This window comes from Paracoccus everestensis (assembly GCF_021491915.1).
GTDB lineage: Bacteria > Pseudomonadota > Alphaproteobacteria > Rhodobacterales > Rhodobacteraceae > Paracoccus > Paracoccus everestensis.
Map to the genome: position 1 here is coordinate 2,755,871 of NZ_CP090836.1, position 21,664 is coordinate 2,777,534.

Consider the following 21,664-nt stretch of genomic DNA (forward strand, 5'->3'; position numbering starts at 1 on the left):
GGGGCCGCTGCCGCTATGGCCGGGGCAGCGGATAATCCGCCATCACGGACCGGTCGGCCAGCAGGTCGCGGATCTGGGCCAGCAATTCTTCCTGCGTGGGGGCCGCCACGACGACTTCCTCTTGCTTGCGGACCGCCATGCGTTGCAAGCGGTTGACGGCCTTGACCAGCAGGAACACCGCCCAGGCGATGATCAGGAAGTTCAGCACCGCCATCGCAAAGGATCCGTAGGCAAAGACGGCGGCGCCCGAATCGCGGGCCGCAGCCAGGCTTGCGCCTTCGGGGACGTTGCCGGACAGGACGAAATACTTGTTGGTGAAATCGACGCCGCCGGTCAGCAGGCCGAGGAGCGGGTTGATCAGGTCGGCGACCAGCGAGCTGACGATTGCCGTAAAGGCCGCGCCGATGATGATCCCGACCGCAAGGTCGATGACATTGCCGCGGGCAATGAATTCCCGGAATTCTCTGATCATGGACAAGCATCCCCTATGATAAGCGCCGTGCGGGCGCAGGCCAAGAATGCGGCCGGTCTTGCTGAAAAGCAATTCCCCGTGATACCGGAGGCCCGCCCGGCGCCGGACGGGCCGCGGTCGTTGCTTACTGGCTGCCCGCTTCGGCCAGCTTGGCGTCGATCACCTGCTTCATGTCGTCCCAGGGCTGGTTCATGACCTTTTCGCCATCGATGATGAAGGTCGGCGTGGCCTCGATCTCGTCGGCGGTGGCGTTCTTCTGGAAGGTCGCGATCAGTTGTTCGGCCTTGGCGGTATCTTCCCAGCAGGCATTCATCTGGTCTTCGGTCATGCCCGCCTTCAGGCCGATCTTGCGCAGGTTCGCGGCGATTTCCTCGCCCGTGCCGCCGGCCAACCATTTCTGCTGTTCCTCGAACAGCATCGAGGACACGGGATAGAACTTCTCATCCCCGCCGCAACGCGCCAGCACCCCTGCCCACAGGCCCGGCTGGTCGAAATAGACATCGCGCTGGATGAATTTCACCTTGCCGGTATCGACATACTCGGCCTTCAGCCTGGGCCAGCTTTCGGTGTGGAAATTCGCGCAATGCCCGCAGGTGAAGCTGGCATATTCGACAATGGTCAAGGGCGCGTCCTCGGCGCCCAGCGCGATGTCGGGCAGGGTTTCGGCTGCGGCGGCGGCGGGCGCATCCTGGGCCATCGCGGCGGGGGCGGCCAGGGCCAGGGCAAAGGCTGCGACGGCAGAGCGGATCAGCATGGAAAATCCTTTCAGTGGTTCCGGTGTCGTTTGGTTTCGATGTTCAGCGCCAGTTGGGCCATCGCCTGGGCCAGGATCGGATCCTGGAACTGGCGTGCGACCTGATCGGCCTTTTCGATGATCTGCGGGTCGGGGGGCGCCACCTTTGCTGCGGGCGCGGCAAAGACCGCCTGCCCTTCGGCAAATCCGCTGGCGGCCGTCTGGGTCAGCACGATCCGCTGCACCGCATTATAGCCATAACAGGCGTTCACCCGCTCTCGCAGTTGCGGCAGCTGCATTTCCACCAGCGGCGCGGCGGGCCCGGTGGTCAGCAGGGTCAGCGTCGCGCCGAACCCGCCGCGCGCATGGCTGATGCGGACAGGCCGCGTTACCCGGGCAAGCTGGGCACCGGCGATTTCGGGCCAATGGGTCAGCAGGCGGGCCATGGCAAAGCCACGCCCCTCGGCCGCCTTCTGCACCCGGTCGGCCAGCAGGATTGCCGCCTGCTGAAACCCGCGCCTGCGGCGGGTGGGCGGTTTGCGGGTGCGGTCGGGCGACTGTGCCATCATTGCCTGTCCTGATATCACGCCCATATCCTTACGCAGACGCGTGGCCGGATGAAAGCGCGGGATCGGAACAAGGGCCTGAATATTGCGTGACGCCAAGGTGATCGCCCCGCAACTGCTGGAATGGTACGACCGCCATGCGCGGGTTCTGCCCTGGCGCATCCCGCCGGGCGCAGGCCCCGCTGATCCATACCGCATCTGGCTGTCCGAGGTGATGCTCCAACAAACCACCGTTGCGGCGGTCAAGGCCTATTTCGAACGCTTCACGACCCTGTGGCCCACGGTGCAGGATCTGGCGGCAGCCCCCGATGCGCGGGTGATGGCCGAATGGGCGGGGCTTGGATACTATGCCCGCGCCCGCAACCTGCTGGCCTGCGCCCGGGCGGTGACAGCGGCAGGCGGGTTTCCGGTAACGCGAGGGGAACTGCAGGCGCTGCCGGGGATCGGGGCCTATACCTCGGCCGCGATCGCGGCGATCGCCCATGATGCGCCGGAAACCGTTGTGGACGGGAACGTCGAACGCGTGGTGGGGCGTCTGTTCGCGGTGGAAACGCCCTTGCCTGCCGCCAAGCCCGAACTGGTGGCCCTGGCGGAAACGCTGACGCCCGTCGCGCGCCCCGGCGATTATGCGCAGGCGATGATGGATCTGGGCGCGACGATCTGCACGCCCCGCAGTCCCGCCTGCGGCATCTGCCCGCTGATCTACGATTGCGACGCCCGTGCCCAGGGGATTGCCGCCAGCCTGCCGCGCAAGGCCCCCAAACCCGCCAAGCCCGACCGCACCGGCATCGCCTGGGTCGCCCGCCTCGGCGAGGCTGTGGTGTTCGAGGAACGCCCGGCCAAGGGGCTGCTTGGCGGCACGCTGGCCTTTCCCTCTGCCCATTGGGACGGGCGCGACCTGCCGCCGCCCGGGGTGGCCAAATGGCGCGATGTCGGCCGGGTCCGCCATGTCTTCACCCATTTCAACCTGTCCTTGCAAGTGATGGTGGGCGATCTGTCAGCCGCCCCCGATCGTGGCCATCTGGTCCCCCTGGCGCAGATCGACCGCGAGGCCTTGCCCGGCCTGATGCGCAAGGTCTGGGATATGGCGCAGGCCCAGATCGCCGCGTAAGGTCGCGCGCATGAGCGATTCAACCCCCGGCAGATTGCCCGCCGCAGCCCCCTTCTGGATGTCCCTGGTCATGCTGCCCTTGGTCGCGCTTGCCGCGGCCTGGGGCGGGTTGTGGTGGATGCTGCTGCCCGCCTATGCCTGGTATCTGACGACCGCGCTTGACGGCCTTCTGGGCGAAAGCAAGGCCAACCCCGATCCGCAAACCGAAACCCGCGCCCTGTTCTGGCACCGGGCCGTTACGATTGTCTGGTTCCCGCTGCAATGCGCCGCGATCTTCGGGACGATCTGGTATGCGGCCCAGGCGGGCCACCTGTCGGGCCTGGAAAAGCTGGGCCTGTTCTTCGGCGTGGGCGTGCTGTCGGGCACCATCGGCATGGTCTATGCCCATGAACTGCTGCACCAAAGGACGGCGGTGGAACGCTTGATGGGCGACCTGCTGCTGGCCTCGGCGCTGTATTCGCATTTCAGGACCGAGCATCTGCTGGTCCACCATGCCTGGGTTTCCACCCCCCGCGACGCGGTGTCGGCGCGTTACAATGAAGGGTTCTACCGCTTTTTCTGGCGCGTCCTGCACGAGGGTCCGGCCAGCGCTTGGCGGGCCGAGGCGCGCCTTCTTGCACGGGCCGGGCGCAGACCCTGGGACCGGCGCAACCCCTTCTGGCGATACGCCGCGCTGCAAGCGGCAATGCTGGGAATGGCGCTGATGCTGGGCGGCCTGCAAGGCCTGCTGCTGTTCGTCTTCCAGGCCCTTGTCGCGATCTGGCAGTTGGAGCTGACGAACTATGTCGAACATTACGGCCTGACGCGAAAGCATCTGGGCCAGGGGCGATACGAACATATCCTGCCGCGCCACAGCTGGAATGCCAGCCACAGGGCCTCGAACTGGCTGCTGATCAACCTGCAGCGCCATTCGGACCACCATTACAAGCCCGACCGCCGGTTCCCGCTGTTGCAGACCCATGGCGCGGACCAGGCGCCGCAACTGCCCCTGGGCTATCCGGCGATGACCTTTGTCGCCATGGTGCCGCCCTGGTGGCGCCGGCGCATGAACCCGCGCGTCCGCGCCTGGCGCAAGCAGTTCTATCCCGAGGTGACGGACTGGGGGCCCTATAACCGGGGCGAGTTGCCCATGCCGAGGAACGCTCTTTAGGCCACGATCACCCGCGTCCCCGGTCGCGCATGGCGCGCAATCCAGATCAGGTGCGCCCGGGCAAAGGCGATGCAGCCCTCGGTCCCATATCCCGGCCTGCGCCATTGATGCAGGAAGATCGCAGAACCCCGGCCCGGCACTGCATCCGGCCAGTTCCAGTCCGTGGTCAGGATCAGGTCATACAGCGGATCGGCCCGGCGCAGGTTTTCGTGGCTGGCCGCCAGAGGCGCGCGGGCATGGTGGTTATAGGCCGGATGATCGGGTGCATCGCACCACAGGTCGCCCGGCCCGATGGGCCGCGCCCAGGGGGCAGGCCGCGCCAGCCGGTCGGGCCGATACCAGAGGCCCGTTATCCGCATCACCCCTGCGGGCGTGGCCCCGTCGCCTTCGCGCTTGTCGCGCGTCACGCCGCGCTTGCCGATGCTGCACGGGAACAGGCGCCCGCGATACCGAACCCCTTGCGGCGTCAGGACCAGATCGTCGGGCCTCACAGCAGATGCCCCGACTTTTCGGCCTTGGTGTCCAGATAGCCTGCATTGAAAGGATTGCGGCCCACTGCCAGCGGCACCCGTTCGGTGACGGCGATGCCATGGCTTTCCATCATCGCCACCTTGCGCGGGTTGTTGGTCATCAGCCGGGCCTTCGAAAACCCCATCCGCCGCAGCAGGGCCGCGCCAATGCGGAAATCGCGCTCGTCATCCTCGAAGCCCAGGCGGTGGTTGGCCTGGACCGTGTCGAAGCCCTGGTTCTGCAGGGCATAGGCGCGCATCTTGTTGGCAAGCCCGATCCCGCGCCCTTCCTGGTTCAGATACAGCAGCACACCCTGCCCCGCCTGCCCCATGGCCGTCAGCGCGGCATGAAGCTGTGGGCCGCAATCGCATTTCAGGCTGCCCAGAACGTCGCCGGTGAAACAGGCCGAATGCAGCCGCGCCAAGACCGGCGCGTCGCGGGGCGGATCGCCGATCTCGATGGCGTAATGCTCGGCCCCGCCGTCGTCAGGGCGGAAGATATGCAGCCGCGACCGTTCCGCAGCCAACAGCGGCAGGTTCGCGGCGGCGACCGGGGCCAGGGCCGCCTCATGCGCAAGCTGGGCCAGCAGCGGGCCGGGCGCGATCTGCGTCAGGCCGGGCAGCGGCTCTACCGCCACCACCAGCACGGCGGGCAGAAGCTGCGCGGATTTGGCAAGCGCCAGCCCGGCCAGATGCGGCGTGGCGTCCCCTTCGCGTTCGGTGAACAGCGGTCCCTTCATCGGCGTCATCAGATCGCCCGCAGGATCGGCCATGGCCCGCAGCCAGGCGTGATCGGCATCCCCCGGCACGATCACCCGAGCCAGGCCGTCGTCATAGGCCCGCGCCTTCAGCGTCTCGGCCCGCCGTTCGGTCAGCGCCAGCACCGGACGCCCAAGCGCGCGGATGTCGGCCAGCCGCGCGGGCGCCAATGTCTCCACCGCCGCGACCAAATGACCGCCGATCATCACCGGCAGGCCCATGCGCAGATCGCTGCGCGCGCGCGACACGGTTTCAGCCAGGGTGGGGATCAGGCTCATGGATGGTCCCGAGAAATTGAAACATATTGAAACATAAGCGCCCTTGCCGACAACTCCATGTGAGATTTCCGACATGATGCTGGACGGGACCGCGCGCCGCGCCCACCTACTCGCGCAACAAGCGAAGGGAGGCAACATGCCCGGACTGAAAAAAATCCTGCTGGTCGATGACGAGGAAGACCTGCGCGAGGCCCTGGCCGAACAACTGACCGCCACAGAGGATTTCGACGTGACCGAGGCCGGCACCGGTGCCGCCGCCGTGGACGCCGCCAAGGGCGCGATCTTCGACCTGGTGATCCTGGACGTGGGCCTGCCCGATACCGACGGGCGCGAATTGTGCAAGAAGCTGCGCAAGCTGAACGTCAAATGCCCTGTCGTCATGCTGACCGGCCATGATACCGACGCCGACACCATCCTGGGCCTGGACGCGGGCGCCAACGACTATATTACCAAGCCCTTCAAGTTCCCGGTCCTGCTGGCCCGCCTGCGCGCGCAACTGCGCACGCATGAACAGTCCGAGGACGCGATCTTTCAATTGGGGCCGTACACCTTCAAGCCCGCGATGAAGATGCTGATCGACAGCAAGGACCGCAAGATCCGCCTGACCGAGAAGGAAACCAATATCCTGAAATTCCTGTATCGCGCTCAGGACGGGGTGGTCGCCCGCGACGTGCTGCTGCACGAGGTTTGGGGATACAACGCCGGCGTCACCACGCATACGCTGGAAACCCACATCTATCGCCTGCGCCAGAAGATCGAGCCGGATCCCAGCAATGCGCGCCTGCTGGTGACGGAATCAGGCGGTTATCGGCTGGTGGCGTGACCACATTCGACGCCCGTGAAAGGCCCGGCATCATGCCGGGCCTTTTTACGTTCCGCCTGGATACGTGCGGGCAATCGCCGTTTTGGAATTTCCACCTCATTGGTCGCCCTGCAACAGGGTCCAGACGATTAACCATCAAGCCAGAATGACAACCCTTTTCCCGCCGATCCTTTTATCATAATCGGGCAGGCAACTGATTTGAGGGTAGTTACCAGTGTATATTTTCAGTCACGGCCTTCGCAGTCATGCGGCCCGAAGGCGTCTTCAACAAGGATACGAACCGCTCACACGATCCTTGCTGGCGACAGGATTTTCAAGAAAGGCACGAACCCGGGTTTTGATCTTTCATCATCCCAACCGGATTTGCTGGGCCAGCATCTATCCTTATTTTCATCACGGCGCCGAACTGGCGGCGCGCTATGGCACCGACTTGCGCGCCCGACCGATCGCCGATCTGTTCGGCGACGAGGCTCCGCCTGCTGATATCGTGCTGGTCCAGCCTTGGTTTACAGAAGACATCGACCGATTGGCCCAAGCGATCGCCCGTTATCGTGCCCGCCACAGTTCAGCCCGTGTGATCTTTCTGGACAGCTTCGCCCATGTCGACCTGCGTTTCGGCCGCGCGCTTGAACCGCTGGTCGATCTTTATCTGCGCAAGGCCCTGTTCCGCGACCGCCGTGACTTCCTGACGCCGCGCCTGGGCGACACGAACCTGACCGAATACTACATGACCCTATATGGCATCCCGGGGAGGGTCGTGGACCGGCAGGTGCCTGTTGCCTTGCTGGACAAGCTGGGGCTGATACCGAACTTTCTGACCGCACCGCATCTGATGCCGCAATTCCTAGGGGAACTGCCGGACTTGAAGGGGCGCCCGATTGATCTTCATGCCCGCATCGCTACCCAGGGAACGCCTTGGTATCAGGCAATGCGAGAACACGCGGCCCGGGTCACCTGCGACTTGCCCGGTATCGTCACCACCCCGAAGGACCGCATCGGCCAGACGCGCTTTCTGGAGGAGATGCGTCAGTCCAAACTATGCTGGAGCCCATTCGGCTATGGAGAACTCTGCTGGCGCGACATCGAGGCCTATATGACCGGCGCGGTGCTGATCAAGCCCGATGTGTCCCATCTGGACAGCCTGCCCGACCTTTATCGCCCGCATGAAACCTATCTGCCGGTCCGATGGGATTTTTCCGACTTCGAGGATGTCGTGCGAAATGCGTTGGCCAATCCTGAAAACTTGCGCCGGATCGCCCTGACTGCATTCCAAGCCTGCCGCGATTATCTGAACAAAGGCAGGTTTGTCGATGATTGCGCGGCGCATCTGACAGTCGCGGACGCTTCTATCGTGACAGATGCTGCCTAGCCGCCGATGATTTTCCCTGACAAAGTGGCCCGGTTCTCGGGTGCCTGAATATCACGCCACGGGAACCTTTGTCCTGTTTCCGCGTTACAGCCTCGAAGCCCAGTGGCCGGCGGACGCGGCCACATTCTCTCCCTCCTTTCTCTGATGCCCCGGCGTTGTCCCGCGCCGGGGCTTCCTTTATCCCCTGTCATGCGGTGCGGACCAATCGGCGTCCGGTCCGATGGGGATGATCCGGTGCGGATTCACGGTGTCGTGGCTGAAATAGTAATGCCGCGTGAAATGGTCGGGCCGCACCGTTTCGGCCACGCCGGGCCGTTGATACAACTCGCGCGCCCAGGCCCACAGGTTCGGATAATCGACGATCCGGCGGCGGTTGCATTTGAAATGGGTGTGATAGACCGCGTCGAAACGGGCCACCGTCGTGAACAGGCGCCAGTCGGCCTCGGTCAGCCGGTCGCCTGACAGATAGCGGCTTTCGGCCAGGATCCCCTCGATCCAGTCCAGGCTGTCGAACAGCGGATGGATGGCCTTGTCATAGGCGTCCTGTGACGTGGCGAAGCCCGCCTTGTAGACGCCGTTGTTCACCGTGTCATAGATCCGGGTGTTCAGATCCTCGATCCGGTCGCGCAGATCCTGGGGCCAGTAATCGTCCGTGTTGCCGGTGATGCCGTCAAAGGCGGAATTGAACATACGGATGATGTCGCTGCTTTCATTGGACACGATCCGGTCGCCATCGCGGTCCCAAAGCACCGGCACCGTCACCCGGCCCGAGGCCTTGGGATCGGCGCGCAGATACAGCTTGTACAGATAAGGCTCTCCGAACAGCCGGTCGCCGGTGGCGCCGTCGAAATCGGTCCGAAATTCCCAGCCGTTCCACAGCATGTCGGGATGCACGGCCGAGATGTCGATGTGGTCCGCCAGCCCCTTCACCGCGCGGAAGATCAGCGCCCGATGCGCCCAGGGGCAGGCATAGGACACATACAGGTGATACCGCCCGCTTTCCGCCTTGAACCCGCTCTCGCCCGTCGGGCCGGGGCTGCCGTCGGCTGTCACCCAGTTGCGATGCTTGGCGCTGTCACGGACGAACTCGCCGCCGCTGGCCTCGGTATCGTACCATTCGTCCTTCCAGACGCCGTTGACCAACTGGCCCATTGCCCTATCCTCCGTGCTGGTTCACAGGGAAACGGGCCACAGGGGCCTGGGGTTTCAGGCGATGGCCTGATCGCGCGTTTCGGTTTTCACCAGCAGCAGCGCAAGCGCCCCCAGCAGCAGCAGCGCCGCGAAGACGCCGATGGCGAAACCAAAGCCCTTGGCAAAGACGAATGCCAGCAGGCTGGGCGCCAGGATCCCACCAAGCCGGGCCATGGCGCTGGCGGTGCCCATTCCGGTGCCGCGCAGGTGGGTGGGATAAAGTTCGGGGGTAAAGGCATAAAGCGCCCCCCAGGTGCCCAGCAGCGAAAAGCTCATCAGGATCAGCGCGCCCGCGACCATCGCGGTGCCGCTGGCCACGGCGAACAGCGCGCAACCGGCGGCGCTGAGCAGCAGAAAGCCCAGCAGCGTCGCACGGCGACCGACAGCCTCGACCCCCCAGGCGGCCAAGGCGTAGCCCGGCACCTGCGCGAGCGCCAATACCACCAGGAACTCATAGCCGCGCACAAAGCCGAAACCCTCGGTCGCCAGCTGCCCAGGCACCCAGACGAAAACGCCGTAATAGGACAGCGAGACCAGGAACCAGACCGCCAGCACGCCAATGGTCCGCGCCCGCAGCATATCCGAAAAGATCGAGGTTTCCGCCCCTGTCGGCACGGCCGCGGGGACCAGTTCCGCGTCGGCGGGCAGCGCCTGCATCCCGTTCGTGACCAAAACCCGGTCAATCACAGCCTTCGCCTCGGCCGCGCGTTCCTTGCGGACCAGATACATGGGGGATTCGGGCACCCAGAGGCGCAAGAAAATACCGACCAGCGCCGGAACGGCGGCCACGGCGAATATCCACCGCCAGGGTGCCACGGCCCCTTGGGACACGGCGATCCAGGCAGTCAGGGCCACGACAATGGTGCCCACGGCCCAGAACCCTTCCAGCCAGACCAGCCAGCGGCCCCGATTCCGGGGCGGCAGGAACTCGGCCATCATCGCATAGTCCACGGGCAAGGTGCCGCCCACAGCGACGCCAGTCAGAAAGCGCAGCACCAGCAGCAGCGTAAAGTCCTGCGCAAAGACCGCTGCCAGGCCAAAGATCGCGTCCATGCCGACTGTCAGAACCAGGATGTTGCGCCGCCCGATCCGGTCGGCGATCCGGCCAAAGGCAAAGGCGCCAAGGAACATGCCCGCAAAGAACACCGTGCCGATCTGGAACGCCGTCACGCGCTCGATCCCGAAGGTGGCGGCGACGGAAGGTGCCGCAAAGCCCACGGCGATCACCTGCATGGCATCCGCTGCCCAGACCAAGCCAAAGATTCCCAGAAGCCGCCACTGGAACCGCCCGGCCCCGCCGCGCGCCAAAGCCTCGTCCACCGTCAACTGCATCTCGTCCCCCTTTGCCGGATGGCATTGCTTAGCGGCAGTTTTCCCGATCACCAAGCCGTGACTGCGCATCTGCAGAAAAAACTTGCCCCTGCGTTAACTCGACAGCGTGGCGCGCCGCCATTAGGGTCCGCGCCGATCAAAGGAGCCTGCCCATGTTCACCATCGCCACCTGGAACATCAACTCGGTCCGCCTGCGCGAAGGGCTGGTCGCGCGGTTTCTGACCGAGGAAAGCCCCGACATCCTCTGCCTGCAGGAATGCAAGTCGCCGGTGGACAAGATTCCCTTGGATCAGTTCCGGGCGCTCGGCTACAGCCATGTCGTCGCACGCGGGCAAAAGGGCTATAACGGCGTGGCGATCCTGTCGCGCCTGCCGATCACCGATGCGGGCGACCGCGATTATGCGCGCCTGGGCCATGCCCGCCATGTCGCGGCCCGGCTGGAAAACGGCGTGACGATCCACAATATGTATGTTCCCGCGGGCGGCGACATTCCCGATCGCACGGTGAACGAGAAGTTCGGGCAAAAGCTGGATTTCGTGGCCGAGATGCGCGACGTGTTTCATGCCGACAACCCGCAGAAGTCGATCTTGGTCGGGGATCTCAACATCGCGCCGCGCGAAGACGACGTGTGGTCGCACAAGCAGATGCTCAAGATCATCAGCCACACTCCCATCGAGGTCGATCACCTTCTGTCGGCCCAGGATGCCGGCGGATGGGTGGACGTGACGCGCCAGGATATCCCAACGGGCCTGCTTTATTCCTGGTGGAGCTATCGGGCCAAGGACTGGCACACCGCCGACAAGGGTCGCCGCCTTGACCATATCTGGGCCAGTTCCGACATCGCCAACGCTGCCCATGCCAGCCGTATCCTGCGGCCCTGCCGGGCCTGGGACCAGCCCAGCGACCATGTGCCGGTGCTGGCATCCTTCGACCTTTGACGTCCTTTCATCCTGGCCTAAATATCCCACGGGGGTCCGGGGGTGTGAAACCCCCGGCTTCGCCACCGGAAACAACCCTTCCCCTTGGGCGTCCAAGCCCCCATATTGCCGCAAACCGTTCAGACCGGAACCACTTGGGATCCCACCGCCATGCTTTTCGACACCGCAGCCGACGCCCCCAAACCTGCCGACTTCATCATGGACGTGACCGAGGCGACCTTCATGGCCGAGGTCGTGCAGGCCTCCATGCAAGTGCCGGTCATCGTCGATTTCTGGGCGCCCTGGTGCGGCCCCTGCAAGACCCTCGGCCCGCAGCTCGAGGCCGAGGTGGCGCGCCACAAGGGCCGCGTCCGCATGGCCAAGGTCAATGTGGACGAAAACCAGATGATCGCCGCGCAACTGCGGGTGCAGTCGATCCCCACGGTCTATGCCTTCTTCCAGGGCCAGCCGGTCGATGCCTTCCAGGGCGCCGTCCCGCAAAGCCAGATCAAGCAGTTCGTGGACAAGCTGGCGGCGCTTGGGGGCGATGACGGCGGCTTGGCCGAGGCGCTCGCCGCCGCCGAACAGATGCTGGAGGAAGGCGCCTTTACCGACGCCGCCGAAACATTCGCCGCCATTGCAGAGGAAGACCCAACCAGCAATGACGCTTGGGCGGGCCTGGTCCGCGCCCATCTGGCCGCCGGTGATCCCGATGCCGCACAGGCCGCCTTGGATAAGATCCCCGCCCCTGCCGCCGCCAGCGCCCCGGTCGAGGCCGCGCGCGCCCAGTTGCACCTGGCCCGGCAGGCTGCAAAGGCCGGTCCCCTGGATGCCTTGCAGGCCCGCGTCGATACCGATCCCGCAGACCAGCAGGCGCGGCTGGAATACGCCCAGGCCCTGCACGCCGCCGGCCGGGTGGAAGATGCCATCGATGTCCTGCTGGACAGCTTCCGCCGCGACCGCGACTGGAACGAAGGGGCGGCCAAGGCGCAGTTGCTGACGATCTTCGACAGCCTCAAGCCCAACGATCCCCTGGCCCAGAAGGGACGCCGCCGCTTGTCGTCCCTGATCTTCGCCTGATCCCGGCCATGCGGTTCCGCTTCGATCTGCCCACGCGCCTTCCGCTGTTCCCCTTGTCCGGGGCGGTCCTGATGCCGCGCGCGCGGATCCCGCTGCATGTGTTCGAACCGCGATACCTGCAGATGCTGGACGATGCCCTGAAAACCGACCACCGCCTGATCGGCCTGATCCAGCCCGAGGGCGAGGGGCTGGCGGCCATCGGCTGCGCAGGCCGGGTGGTGGCATTTTCCGAAACCGATGACGGGCGGCAGATGATCTCGCTGCTGGCCGTCTCGCGCTTCCGCCTGACCGAGGTGCAGGAGGGCTTTACCCCTTACCTGATGGCCGAGGTGGACTGGTCGTCATTCACCCACGACCTGAAGGGGACCGAGGACGACCCCGGCCTGGATCGCGACACGCTGTTTCCCTTGTTGCGCCGCTACATGGATGCGCACGAGCTTTCCACCGATTGGGACGCCGCCTCCGAGGCCCAGGACGAGGCGCTGATCAATTCGCTGTCGATGGTCCTGCCCTTTTCGCCCGGCGACAGGCAGGCGCTGCTGGAAAGCCCGACCTTGTCGGACCGGCGCGAACTGTTGCAGGGCTTGATCGAATTCGCCCTGCATGGCGGCGACACCGAGGATCGTTTGCAATGACCCAGAACCCGCCCCCTTTCGACCGCCACATGATCGAGGCGCTTGTCTGCCCCGTCACCCACGCCACCCTGTCCTATGACGCGGCTCGCCAGGAACTGGTTTCGCGCGCGGCGGGGCTGGCATTCCCGATCCGCGCGGGCATTCCGATCATGCTGGTGGCCGAGGCGCGCCAGATCAAGGCGGATTGAATGGTGGCCCAGTCCGACCCCCTTGTCGCCGTCCGAAACGGGGTTCAGCCCCGGCTGCCCTTCTGGGTCAAGGCCGTGATCGGGCTGTGCTGCGCGATGCAGGTGGCGGTCATGGCCGGAGATCTGCTGGGCTATCCGATCTTGCGTCAGGCCTTGATGATCTTCGGGGGCTTCTGGTCGCCGGTGGTCTGGGCAGGCCACGGGATCTTTCCGGGCCATATCCTGTCTATCTTCGTGACCTATGGCTTCTTGCACGCGGGCCTGCTGCATCTGGGCATGAACATGCTGTCGCTGGTAGCCATCGCGCGGGAACTGAACCGCCTGATCGGGCCGGGGCGCATGGCCCTTGTCTATGCCGTGACCCAGGTCGCCGCCGCCCTGCTGTTCGCGGTGATGACCCCGGATGGCGGTCCGATGATCGGCGCATCGGGGGCGATTTTCGGGTTGGCCGGCGCGCTGATCGGATATGCCGCCGTCACCGGCTGGCGCCGCCGCCGTCCGCTGGGGCAATTGTGGCGGGGTGTCGGGCTGATGGTGGTGCTGAACGTCGCGCTGACCGTCCTGATGCCCTCCATCGCCTGGGAAGCGCATCTGGGCGGAGCCTTGGCCGGGCTGGCAATGGGCGCGGCCATGGCAATGCGCCACAACCCGCGCACCTCAACCTTCTGACGGCGCATCCGTCTGGTCTTGGGGCGGCGGTTCATCCGTCGCCTGCCCTTCGGCCGCCGCGATCCGGCGCAGGATCTGGCGGAACGGGTCGGCAGGCGCCATCGCCAGCGAGGCGGCCGAATCGCCGGGCCTCTCGGTCAGATGCTCGGCGATCAGCCGATGGCCCAGGCTGTTGCCCGTTCCCTTGCGCAAATCGCCCTTGCCGCCAAACCAGCGGCCCTGATCGTAATCCCGCCGCGCCCATTCGTTCATCGCTTGACGCATGGCCCCCTGCGCGGGCCTGACGGTATCAACGCCGTCCGCCTGCCCGCCCATGACCTGCACCACGAAATGCCCGGCAAGACCTTCGCTGACCAAAGCCTCGCCCAGAGACTTGCCATAGCCCGGCCCTGCCCAACGGACCAGATGCGCCATCTGCCGGACCAGGATACGGGTGAAGGGGGCCGGATCGAAGCGGTCGGGGGTCAGTGCAATCTCGATCACGCCGGGCGCAGGGGCGCTGCCCTGGACCGCACCATCAGCCGAGCGATCAGAATGCGCGCGGACGACCAGATCGAAATCCGGCAGATCGGCATGGCCCGAGGCCCGCGCCACCGCATCCCGGCTGGCCTGCCGGACCTCGGACAGGACAGGCGTCAGGGCATGGCGCGTGTTCAGAAGGTGAAGAGTCCAGAAGGTCATAAGGTGGATATAACGGCTTTGCAGGGCTGTTGCCAGCAAGCGGGTGCCCGATGGACTTCGAAAACCAAAGGCTGCCGCCAGGCATCAAACTCGCCAAAGGAAAGGACAGGACGCATAGTCAACCAAGAACAGGCGCGCCTGCTTGGCGAAGGGGTGGTGTCAGTCAACGCCGATCACGGTCGTCGCGGCGCTTTGTCTTTGCCTGAACCGCCCTCCTCACACCTCGGGCACCAGAACCTCTCGCTTGCCGACATGGTTCGCCGACGACACGACGCCCTGCTCCTCCATCTGCTCGACCAGCCGGGCCGCCTTGTTATAGCCGATGGCCAGTTTCCGCTGGATATAGCTGGTGGAGCACTTGCGGTCCTTGGCGACGATCATCACCGCCTGGTCGTACAGCGCAGCGTCGCTGCCGTCGCCGCCAAGGCCCAGAACGGTGTCGATGTCGTCGGCCTTGTCATCCTCGACTCCCTCGACAACGCCGGACTTATAGGACGGCGGACCAAAGGATTTCAGGTGCGTCACGACCTCCTCGACCTCCTCGTCGGACACGAAGGGGCCGTGGATGCGGGTGATGCGGGCGCCGTTGCCCATGTACAGCATATCGCCCTGGCCCAGCAGCTGCTCGGCGCCCTGTTCGCCCAGGATGGTGCGGCTGTCGATCTTGGATGTGACCTGGAAGCTGATCCGGGTCGGGAAGTTCGCCTTGATCGTGCCGGTGATCACATCGACGGACGGGCGCTGCGTGGCCATGATCAGGTGGATGCCGGATGCGCGGGCCATCTGGGCCAGACGCTGGATGCAGGCTTCGATCTCTTTGCCCGCGACCATCATCAGGTCGGCCATCTCGTCCACGATCACGACGATATAGGGGAAGGTCTCGGGCTTGAATTCCTCGGTCTCGAAGATCGGCTCTCCGGTGTCTTCGTCAAAGCCGGTCTGGACGGTGCGCTTGAACATCTCGTTCCTGGACAGTGCCTCGCGGACGCGGCCGTTATAGCCCTCGATGTTGCGCACGCCCATCTTGGACATACGGCGATACCGGTCCTCCATTTCGCCCACGACCCATTTCAGCGCGACGACGGCTTTTTTCGGATCGGTGACGACCGGGGACAGCAGATGCGGGATGCCGTCATAGACCGACAGTTCCAGCATCTTGGGGTCGATCATGATCAGCCTGCATTCGTCCGGCGTCAGTTTATACAGCAGCGACAGGATCATGGTGTTGATGGCGACGGACTTCCCCGACCCGGTGGTCCCCGCGATCAGCAGGTGGGGCATCTTGGCCAGGTTCGCCACGACCGGATCGCCGCCGATGTCCTTGCCAAGCGCCAGGGGAAGCGGCTGCGTGCCGTCGCCGAATGCGCGCGACGCCAGGATTTCGCGCAGCAGTACCTTTTCGCGCCGCGCATTGGGCAGTTCGATCCCGATCACGGTGCGGCCCGGCACGGTGCTGACCCGCGCCGACAGGGCCGACATGGACCGGGCGATATCGTCCGACAGCCCGATCACGCGGCTGGCCTTCAGCCCCGGCGCGGGTTCCAGTTCGTATAGCGTGACGACCGGGCCGGGCCGGACTTCGGTGATCTGGCCCTTGACGCCGTAATCGTCCAGCACCGCCTCCAGCATCCGGGCGTTTTCCATCAGCGTTTCTTCGGACACGGTCTGCTGGTCATTGGCCGAGGGTGCGGACAGCAGCGCCAGCGGCGGACGCTCATAGGCGTTCAGCACGTCTTCGAAATGCAATTCCGGCCCCGGTTCATCAGAAGGCCTCTGAACGGGGCCGGTTTTTTTCAGGGCAGGAACGGCCGTGCGCGGCGCCTCCTCCCCGGGGACATCGGGCATGGCTGCCTCGTCGCGCCCTTCCTTGCCGCCCTCGCGCGACAAGCGCGCGGCGACCACCGCCAGAACCGAGGGCTTGGCCGACCGGGTGCGGATCGCGTCGTTGATGCGGCCGCTGACCTCCTCGGCCGAGGGGGCGTCGCCGTCGTAATCGGAATCCCGCTCGATCAGCTCGGGTTCGGGCAGGTCTTCCTCCAGTTCCAGAAAGTCGGGCTGGGCAGGCTTGCGCCGGGCCACGGCCGGGGCGCGCAACGCGGGCATGTCGGATGCGGCCTTTGCCGCGCGCCGCGCCTGCAACCGTCGCCGGATCCCGGCGGATGCCGCCGCGCCCTGCCCCACCGCGCGCATGGCCAGGTCAAAGGCCGTCAGCAGCCCGGCCACGAACCGGCGCCACAGCCGCTGCAGTTCCGACCGTTCGAAGCCCAGGGAAAAGGCCGTGATCGCCAGCACGCCCACGGCCGTGACCAGCCCGGCCAGGCGGATGCCGATCTGCGCCTTGACCGGCAGCAGGTTCAGCATCGCGCCCATGATCATGTCGCCGAAATGCCCGCCCAGGCCATAGGTTTGCTCCCATCCCGCCACGGGCATCAGGGTGCTGCAATAGACCGAGGCAAGCGCCACCGCGATGGGCGTGAACAAGGCCCGCATGAAGCGGTCCTCGCCCCGGTGCAGCATGAAGCGCAGGCCCCAGACAAGCGCCGCAACGACCAGCATCCAGGATCCGTATCCCGCGATCATCATCAGGGGAGATGCGGCATAGGCGCCGAAACTGCCAAGGATGTTCTGCGCGGGTTCATCGGTGGCCGACAGGAAGCTGGGATCCTCGGGCGACCAACTGGACAGCATCAGCGCGACGATGATGCCGATAACGACCAGACCGGCGCCCAGCAGTTCCTTGCCGCGCCGTTCCAGGGCTGCCTGCGTGGATTGGTCGAACAGCGGATCGCGGTGTTTTGCCTGCCAGCTTGCCATCTTCCCTAGCCTTCCCCGTCCGTCGTTTCGTCATAAAGCACCGCGCGCAGCCGCATCAGCGCCGATTCGGTCTGCTCGGCATCCGCCACCAGGGCGACCCGGATGAAGCCGCGGCCGGGGTTGTGCCCGTCCACCTCGCGCGACAGATAAGCCCCCGGCAGCACCTGGACACCCGCCCTGGCCCACAAGATCTTGGCCGCCTCCTCGCCGTCCGGGACGGGCAGCCACAGGAAGAAGCCGCCCTGGACGGGGCGGTATCCCGGCACATTGCCCAGCACGCGGTCGGCAATCGCGTATTTTCTCTGATACAGCGCCCGGCTGGCCGCCACGTGCGATTCCTCGCGCCAGGCGGCCTCGCTGACGGCTTGGGCAGGCAGCGACAAGGGCGCCCCGGCATAGGCGCGAAGGCGGCGGATCTGGGCGATGTTCGCGGCACTGCCCGCGACGAAACCCGATCGCAGGCCCGCAAGGTTCGATCGCTTGGACAGCGAATTGAAGATCACCACCCGGTCCGCCAGTCCCATGCCGGCCGCCACCGCCAGGGCACCGGGCGGCGGGGCGTCGCGCCATATCTCGGAATAACATTCATCGGCAGAGATTAGAAAATCGTGGCGGTCCGCCAGCGCGATCAGGCGTTCCAGGTAATCACGGTCCGCAATCGCGCCTTGCGGGTTGGCGGGCGAACACAGATAGGCGATGGCCGTGCGGTCCAGGACGGCGGACGGCAGAGCGGCGTAATCGGGCAGGTTGCCGGTGTCGGGCGTGGCGGGGACAAAGACCGGCTGGGCCTGCACGGCGGCGGCGGCCACCGCGTAAACCTGGTAAAAGGGATTCGGAATCAGGATCGCAGGATGCTGGCCGTTCTTTTGTTCCGGGCACAAGGCTAGGGCCGCGTTGAACAGCCCTTCGCGCGTGCCGTTCAGCGCCATGATCCGGTCCGGGACGACATCCAGGCCGTAACGTCTGCCCAGCCAGCCCGAAATCGCGTCCAGCAACCCCGGCGTGCCTTCGTTCTGAGGATACTTGGCGAATCCCCCGATATTCGCGGCCATGACTTCTGCGACGAAATCCGGCATGGCATGGCGCGGCTCGCCGATGGTCAGGATCGCCGGGGCCTCGCCCTCGTGCAAGCCCGGCTGGATACCGGCCAGCAGCGTCCGCAGACGCGGGAACGCGTATTCCGGCAGGTTCGAAAACCGCTCGGGGATTGCCATCTCTGCCTCGCTTTCGGGATCTGCGGCCCCGTTTATCAAGGGATAACACTAGCCGGATCGCAGTCTTGCGTCCAGCGAAAGCCAGCCTGCGGCACGCGGCTTCTTCTTCATCCAAATATCCTCGGGGGTGAATTGGCCGCAGGCCAAGAGGGGGCGGAAGCCCCCTGCCCCGTCCCATCACCTCACGGACAATGCCGCCTCGACCCCGGCGGCCAGATGCAGCAGATGCCCGTCCCGCCCGGAATGGCCCATGACCGAGATCCCGCAGGCCCGGTGGCCAGTGGGCAGCGTGCAAGCCGGCAGGCCCAGCAGGTTGCCGATCCGGGTATTGCGCAGGGTCAGCAGGTTCGCGCGCACGAATTCCTCCTCGTCCGCCATCAGCCGGGCGGCATTCGGCGGCAGGATTGGCACCGTAGGCAGCAGGATCGCATCAAAGCCCGAGGCGATCTCCTTGATCCATTTGCGCCGGATCCGCACAAGGCTTTCCCAGGCGGCGATGTAATCGGGGGCGCTGACGCCCGCGCCGCTGCGGAACCGGTCCAGGATCGGCCCCCACATCAGTTCGGGCGCATCCTCGATCTGGGCGCGCCAGATGCCATAGGCCTCGGGTGCGAACAGGGCGGCCGACAGCAGCATGGCCTTGGCAACCCAGTCGGGCGACTGCCGCTCGATCCGCGCCCCTACTCGGGCCAGCCGGTCCACGGCATCCTCGAAGGCGGCAACCGGGCCTTCCTCGGCACCCTCGAATGGCACGCCGTCCAGCACCAAAAAGCGGCGGTTCGCAACATCGGCACCCCGAAGATCGGCGGTCTTGCGGCCCCCCATCAGGGCGAACAACTCGGCGCAATCCTCGACCGTGCGGGCGATGGGACCGGTCACGTCGAACCGGCGGCACAAGGGCACGACGCCCTTTTCGGGCAGCGAATCGGGCGTAGGGGCAAAGCCCACAAGATCGTTCCAGGCTGCAGGCACCCGGATCGACCCGCCCGTATCCGTCCCGATGGCCGCCGCCGCCAGCCCCAGGGCCACCGACACCGCCGCCCCCGATGACGACCCGCCCGGTGCCAGGTCCGGGTCCAGGGCATTGGGCGGCGTTGCCGTGCGGGGATTCAGTCCCAGGCCGGAAAAAGCCAGTTCCGTCATGTGGGTCTTGCCCAGGCAGATCGTGCCCTGCCGCGCGGCGCGGGCCAGCACGATGGCATCCTTGCGCGGGACGCGACCCTCCAGCAGCCTGGATCCGGCTTCGGTCACGGTGCCGCCGCTGTCGATATTGTCCTTCCAGCTGATCGCCACGCCGTCCAGCAATCCGCGCCTTTGTTCCAGCTTGGCACGGTCATGGGCGGCCACGGCCTCGGACCGGGCGCGCACGTCGGTCACCCGGGCATAGATGCGCCGGGCATCGGGATGGGCCTTGATCGCGGCCAGATAGGCCTCGGACTGGTCCAGCGGATCCAGCAGCCCCGCCATGATCGCACGGCCCTGCTGGGCGGCGGGCGCGCGCAGCCAATCCATTCAGAAATCCACCGCGAGGCCGTTCTTTTCGTAATCGCCATACCGGACGGGCTCCGGCCCGTCGCGGCCGCCGTATTCCTTGGGCAGGGGTTGCGACGCGGCCTTGCGGCGTTCTTCGGCCTCGGCCAAGGCACGGCGGGCTGCGGGGGGCAGGTCGGCCTGGTCTGGTTGTGGGTGTTCGCTCATGGAAAGATCTCCCATCTGGGCGTAAGGGGTCGGGATCAGTCTTCCAACAAGACTTAGGTGAAGGAAAGCGATTTGGCAAAGCGGGGCATGGATATGGCACGGGGGGGCGCATTGCGCCTGCTATCGGGGGTGCGGGACGGATTGTCGCTGTCCGATCAGGCAGGCGCGCTGAAGGCGCTGCCGCCAGCGGACCAGGCCCGCGCCGGGCGTCTGGCAGGAGCCGTGCTGCGCCACCAGTCGCGCGCCGACGCGGTGATCGCAGGTCATGTCAGCCGCAAGCCCAGCCCGCAGGTGGCCGACATCCTGCGCCTGGCCGTGGTCGAGATGCTGGATCTGGGCGGCGCCGCGCATGGCGTGGTCGATGCGGCCGTGACCCTGACGCGCGGGCTGGGCCAAAAGGGCCAGGCCGCGTCGGGCATGGTGAACGCGGTGCTGCGCAAGGTGGCGGGCTATCAAGGCTGGTCCGACCTGCCGCCGCAGCCGATGCCCGACTGGCTGCGCGAGCCGGTTGCACTGGCTTGGGGCGAGGGCGTGGCCCAAGCCATCGAGGCCGCGCATCAGGCAGGCGCGCCGCTGGACCTGACCCCCAAGCCCGGCGCTTCGGTCGAAGGATCCGAGGTGCTGCCGACCGGCTCCCTGCGCCTTCATGGTCCGGCGCAGGTATCCGCCCTGCCCGGTTATGCGCAAGGGGATTGGTGGGTGCAGGATGCCGCCGCCGCCCTGCCCGTGCGCCTGCTGGATCCGAAGCCGGGGGAACGAATCGCTGACCTGTGCGCCGCGCCCGGCGGCAAGACCTTGCAACTGGCCGCTGCGGGCGCACAGGTCGCGGCGGTGGACATCAGCCCCGCCCGGCTTCGGCGCGTGGCCGAGAACCTGCGCCGCTGCGACCTGGATGCTGATCTGGTCGCAGCCGACGCTCTGGAATGGCGCCCCGATGCGCCCCTGGACGCGGTCCTGCTGGACGCGCCCTGTTCGGCCACCGGCACGATCCGGCGCCATCCCGACCTGCCATTCCTTCGTGAAGGGGCGGGCATCCCGCCGCTGATCGACCTGCAGGCGCGGCTGATCGACCATGCCCTGTCCCTGATCCCGCCGGGCGGGCGGATGGTTTACGCCGTCTGTTCGCTGCTGCCGGACGAAGGCGAGGCGCAGGTGGCAGCCGCGCTGGCCCGCCATCCCGGGCTAATGGTGGAAACCCCCGATCTTCCGGGCATCGACCCCGCGTGGATCACACCCGAAGGCGGCTTGCGCACCCGGCCCGATTGCTGGGCGGATCGCGGCGGCATGGACGGCTTCTTCATGATCCGGCTGCGCAAGCCGGTTTAGAACGGGGGCGCTGCCCCTCTTGGCCTGCGGCCAATTCACCCCGGGATATTGAGGTGAAGAAGAAATTGCCGCGCTTCTTCTTCACCGAAATATCCCGCGGGGGTCCGGGGGCGCGAAGCCCCCGGTGGCGCCACTGGACCTTTGGCCTG

22 protein-coding genes are annotated in these 21,664 nt (G+C 66.0%); 10 read left to right on the forward strand and 12 right to left on the reverse strand.

Annotation, left to right across the window (positions count from 1 at the left end; all coding sequences use genetic code 11):
- Nucleotides 1–13: 13 nt before the first annotated feature.
- From mscL to LZ585_RS13780, 3 genes are all read right to left on the reverse strand, one after another.
- On the reverse strand, nt 14–472 hold the full coding sequence (mscL, locus tag LZ585_RS13770; RefSeq protein ID WP_234854097.1) for a large conductance mechanosensitive channel protein MscL: 459 nt from the start codon (nt 470–472) through the stop codon (nt 14–16).
- 124 nt (nt 473–596) lie between these two features.
- The gene (locus tag LZ585_RS13775; protein WP_234854098.1) at nt 597–1,226 is read right to left on the reverse strand and encodes a DsbA family protein; all 630 of its coding nucleotides are present in this window, start codon (nt 1,224–1,226) and stop codon (nt 597–599) included.
- Between the two features lie 11 nt (nt 1,227–1,237).
- Complete coding sequence (locus LZ585_RS13780) at nt 1,238–1,771, reverse strand: DUF721 domain-containing protein (RefSeq protein WP_234855845.1); 534 nt, start codon at nt 1,769–1,771, stop codon at nt 1,238–1,240.
- An 85-nt stretch (nt 1,772–1,856) separates the two neighbouring features.
- Here LZ585_RS13780 and LZ585_RS13785 point away from each other — a divergent pair, with 85 nt between their 5' ends.
- Entirely contained in the window at nt 1,857–2,882 is a 1,026-nt protein-coding gene (locus LZ585_RS13785; protein WP_234854099.1) for an A/G-specific adenine glycosylase, read from the forward strand.
- Nucleotides 2,883–2,892: 10 nt separating this feature from the next.
- On the forward strand, nt 2,893–4,032 hold the full coding sequence (locus LZ585_RS13790; protein ID WP_234854100.1) for an alkane 1-monooxygenase: 1,140 nt from the start codon (nt 2,893–2,895) through the stop codon (nt 4,030–4,032).
- On the opposite strand, the gene LZ585_RS13795 is transcribed toward LZ585_RS13790, so the two are convergent.
- On the reverse strand, nt 4,029–4,523 hold the full coding sequence (locus tag LZ585_RS13795) for a L,D-transpeptidase family protein (protein WP_234854101.1): 495 nt from the start codon (nt 4,521–4,523) through the stop codon (nt 4,029–4,031). The two genes, LZ585_RS13790 and LZ585_RS13795, sit on opposite strands and share 4 nt — an antisense overlap.
- Nucleotides 4,520–5,578, reverse strand: a complete 1,059-nt coding sequence (gene ribA / locus LZ585_RS13800) for a GTP cyclohydrolase II (RefSeq protein WP_234854102.1) — start codon at nt 5,576–5,578, stop codon at nt 4,520–4,522. The genes LZ585_RS13795 and ribA overlap by 4 nt, the downstream gene beginning before the upstream one ends.
- 136 nt (nt 5,579–5,714) lie before the next feature.
- On the opposite strand from ribA, the gene LZ585_RS13805 reads away from it, so the two are divergent.
- Nucleotides 5,715–6,401, forward strand: coding sequence for a response regulator transcription factor (locus tag LZ585_RS13805; protein ID WP_234854103.1), 687 nt, complete (start codon nt 5,715–5,717; stop codon nt 6,399–6,401).
- Between the two features lie 337 nt (nt 6,402–6,738).
- Nucleotides 6,739–7,770, forward strand: coding sequence for a glycosyltransferase family 1 protein (locus LZ585_RS13810; RefSeq protein ID WP_234854104.1), 1,032 nt, complete (start codon nt 6,739–6,741; stop codon nt 7,768–7,770).
- Between the two features lie 177 nt (nt 7,771–7,947).
- Here LZ585_RS13810 and LZ585_RS13815 read toward each other — a convergent pair whose 3' ends face one another.
- Both LZ585_RS13815 and LZ585_RS13820 read right to left on the reverse strand, forming a co-directional pair.
- The gene (locus tag LZ585_RS13815) at nt 7,948–8,922 is read right to left on the reverse strand and encodes a glutathione S-transferase family protein (RefSeq protein ID WP_234854105.1); all 975 of its coding nucleotides are present in this window, start codon (nt 8,920–8,922) and stop codon (nt 7,948–7,950) included.
- 54 nt (nt 8,923–8,976) lie between these two features.
- A complete protein-coding gene (locus tag LZ585_RS13820) occupies nt 8,977–10,293 on the reverse strand; it encodes an MFS transporter (protein ID WP_234854106.1) in 1,317 nt (438 codons plus the stop codon).
- Between the two features lie 152 nt (nt 10,294–10,445).
- On the opposite strand from LZ585_RS13820, the gene LZ585_RS13825 reads away from it, so the two are divergent.
- The 5 genes from LZ585_RS13825 to LZ585_RS13845 all read left to right on the forward strand — a co-directional run bounded on the left by LZ585_RS13825 (nt 10,446) and on the right by LZ585_RS13845 (nt 13,782).
- Entirely contained in the window at nt 10,446–11,231 is a 786-nt protein-coding gene (locus LZ585_RS13825; RefSeq protein ID WP_234854107.1) for an exodeoxyribonuclease III, read from the forward strand.
- A 150-nt stretch (nt 11,232–11,381) separates the two neighbouring features.
- Nucleotides 11,382–12,290 carry a thioredoxin gene (gene trxA / locus LZ585_RS13830; protein WP_234854108.1) on the forward strand — a complete coding sequence of 303 codons (909 nt, stop codon included), beginning with the start codon at nt 11,382–11,384 and terminating at the stop codon, nt 12,288–12,290.
- Between the two features lie 8 nt (nt 12,291–12,298).
- Entirely contained in the window at nt 12,299–12,925 is a 627-nt protein-coding gene (locus tag LZ585_RS13835; RefSeq protein ID WP_234854109.1) for an LON peptidase substrate-binding domain-containing protein, read from the forward strand.
- Entirely contained in the window at nt 12,922–13,113 is a 192-nt protein-coding gene (locus LZ585_RS13840; RefSeq protein ID WP_234854110.1) for a Trm112 family protein, read from the forward strand. Before LZ585_RS13835 ends, LZ585_RS13840 begins: the two co-directional genes overlap by 4 nt.
- Complete coding sequence (locus LZ585_RS13845; RefSeq protein WP_234854111.1) at nt 13,114–13,782, forward strand: rhomboid family intramembrane serine protease; 669 nt, start codon at nt 13,114–13,116, stop codon at nt 13,780–13,782.
- On the opposite strand, the gene LZ585_RS13850 is transcribed toward LZ585_RS13845, so the two are convergent.
- The 5 genes from LZ585_RS13850 to LZ585_RS13870 form a co-directional block, all read right to left on the reverse strand.
- Nucleotides 13,771–14,463: a DUF2268 domain-containing putative Zn-dependent protease gene (locus tag LZ585_RS13850; RefSeq protein ID WP_234854112.1), complete on the reverse strand. Its 693-nt coding sequence runs from the start codon at nt 14,461–14,463 to the stop codon at nt 13,771–13,773. The two genes, LZ585_RS13845 and LZ585_RS13850, sit on opposite strands and share 12 nt — an antisense overlap.
- A gap of 216 nt (nt 14,464–14,679) precedes the next feature.
- Nucleotides 14,680–17,277 carry a DNA translocase FtsK gene (locus LZ585_RS13855; RefSeq protein ID WP_234854113.1) on the reverse strand — a complete coding sequence of 866 codons (2,598 nt, stop codon included), beginning with the start codon at nt 17,275–17,277 and terminating at the stop codon, nt 14,680–14,682.
- Nucleotides 17,278–17,282: 5 nt separating this feature from the next.
- On the reverse strand, nt 17,283–18,491 hold the full coding sequence (locus LZ585_RS13860) for an aminotransferase class I/II-fold pyridoxal phosphate-dependent enzyme (protein ID WP_234854114.1): 1,209 nt from the start codon (nt 18,489–18,491) through the stop codon (nt 17,283–17,285).
- A gap of 177 nt (nt 18,492–18,668) precedes the next feature.
- Complete coding sequence (locus LZ585_RS13865) at nt 18,669–20,003, reverse strand: amidase (RefSeq protein ID WP_234854115.1); 1,335 nt, start codon at nt 20,001–20,003, stop codon at nt 18,669–18,671.
- Nucleotides 20,004–20,189: a DUF1674 domain-containing protein gene (locus LZ585_RS13870; protein WP_234854116.1), complete on the reverse strand. Its 186-nt coding sequence runs from the start codon at nt 20,187–20,189 to the stop codon at nt 20,004–20,006.
- A gap of 87 nt (nt 20,190–20,276) precedes the next feature.
- On the opposite strand from LZ585_RS13870, the gene LZ585_RS13875 reads away from it, so the two are divergent.
- Nucleotides 20,277–21,515 (forward strand): RsmB/NOP family class I SAM-dependent RNA methyltransferase, encoded by a 1,239-nt coding sequence (locus LZ585_RS13875; RefSeq protein ID WP_234854117.1) that lies wholly within the window; start codon nt 20,277–20,279, stop codon nt 21,513–21,515.
- The last annotated feature ends 149 nt before the right edge of the window (nt 21,516–21,664 follow it).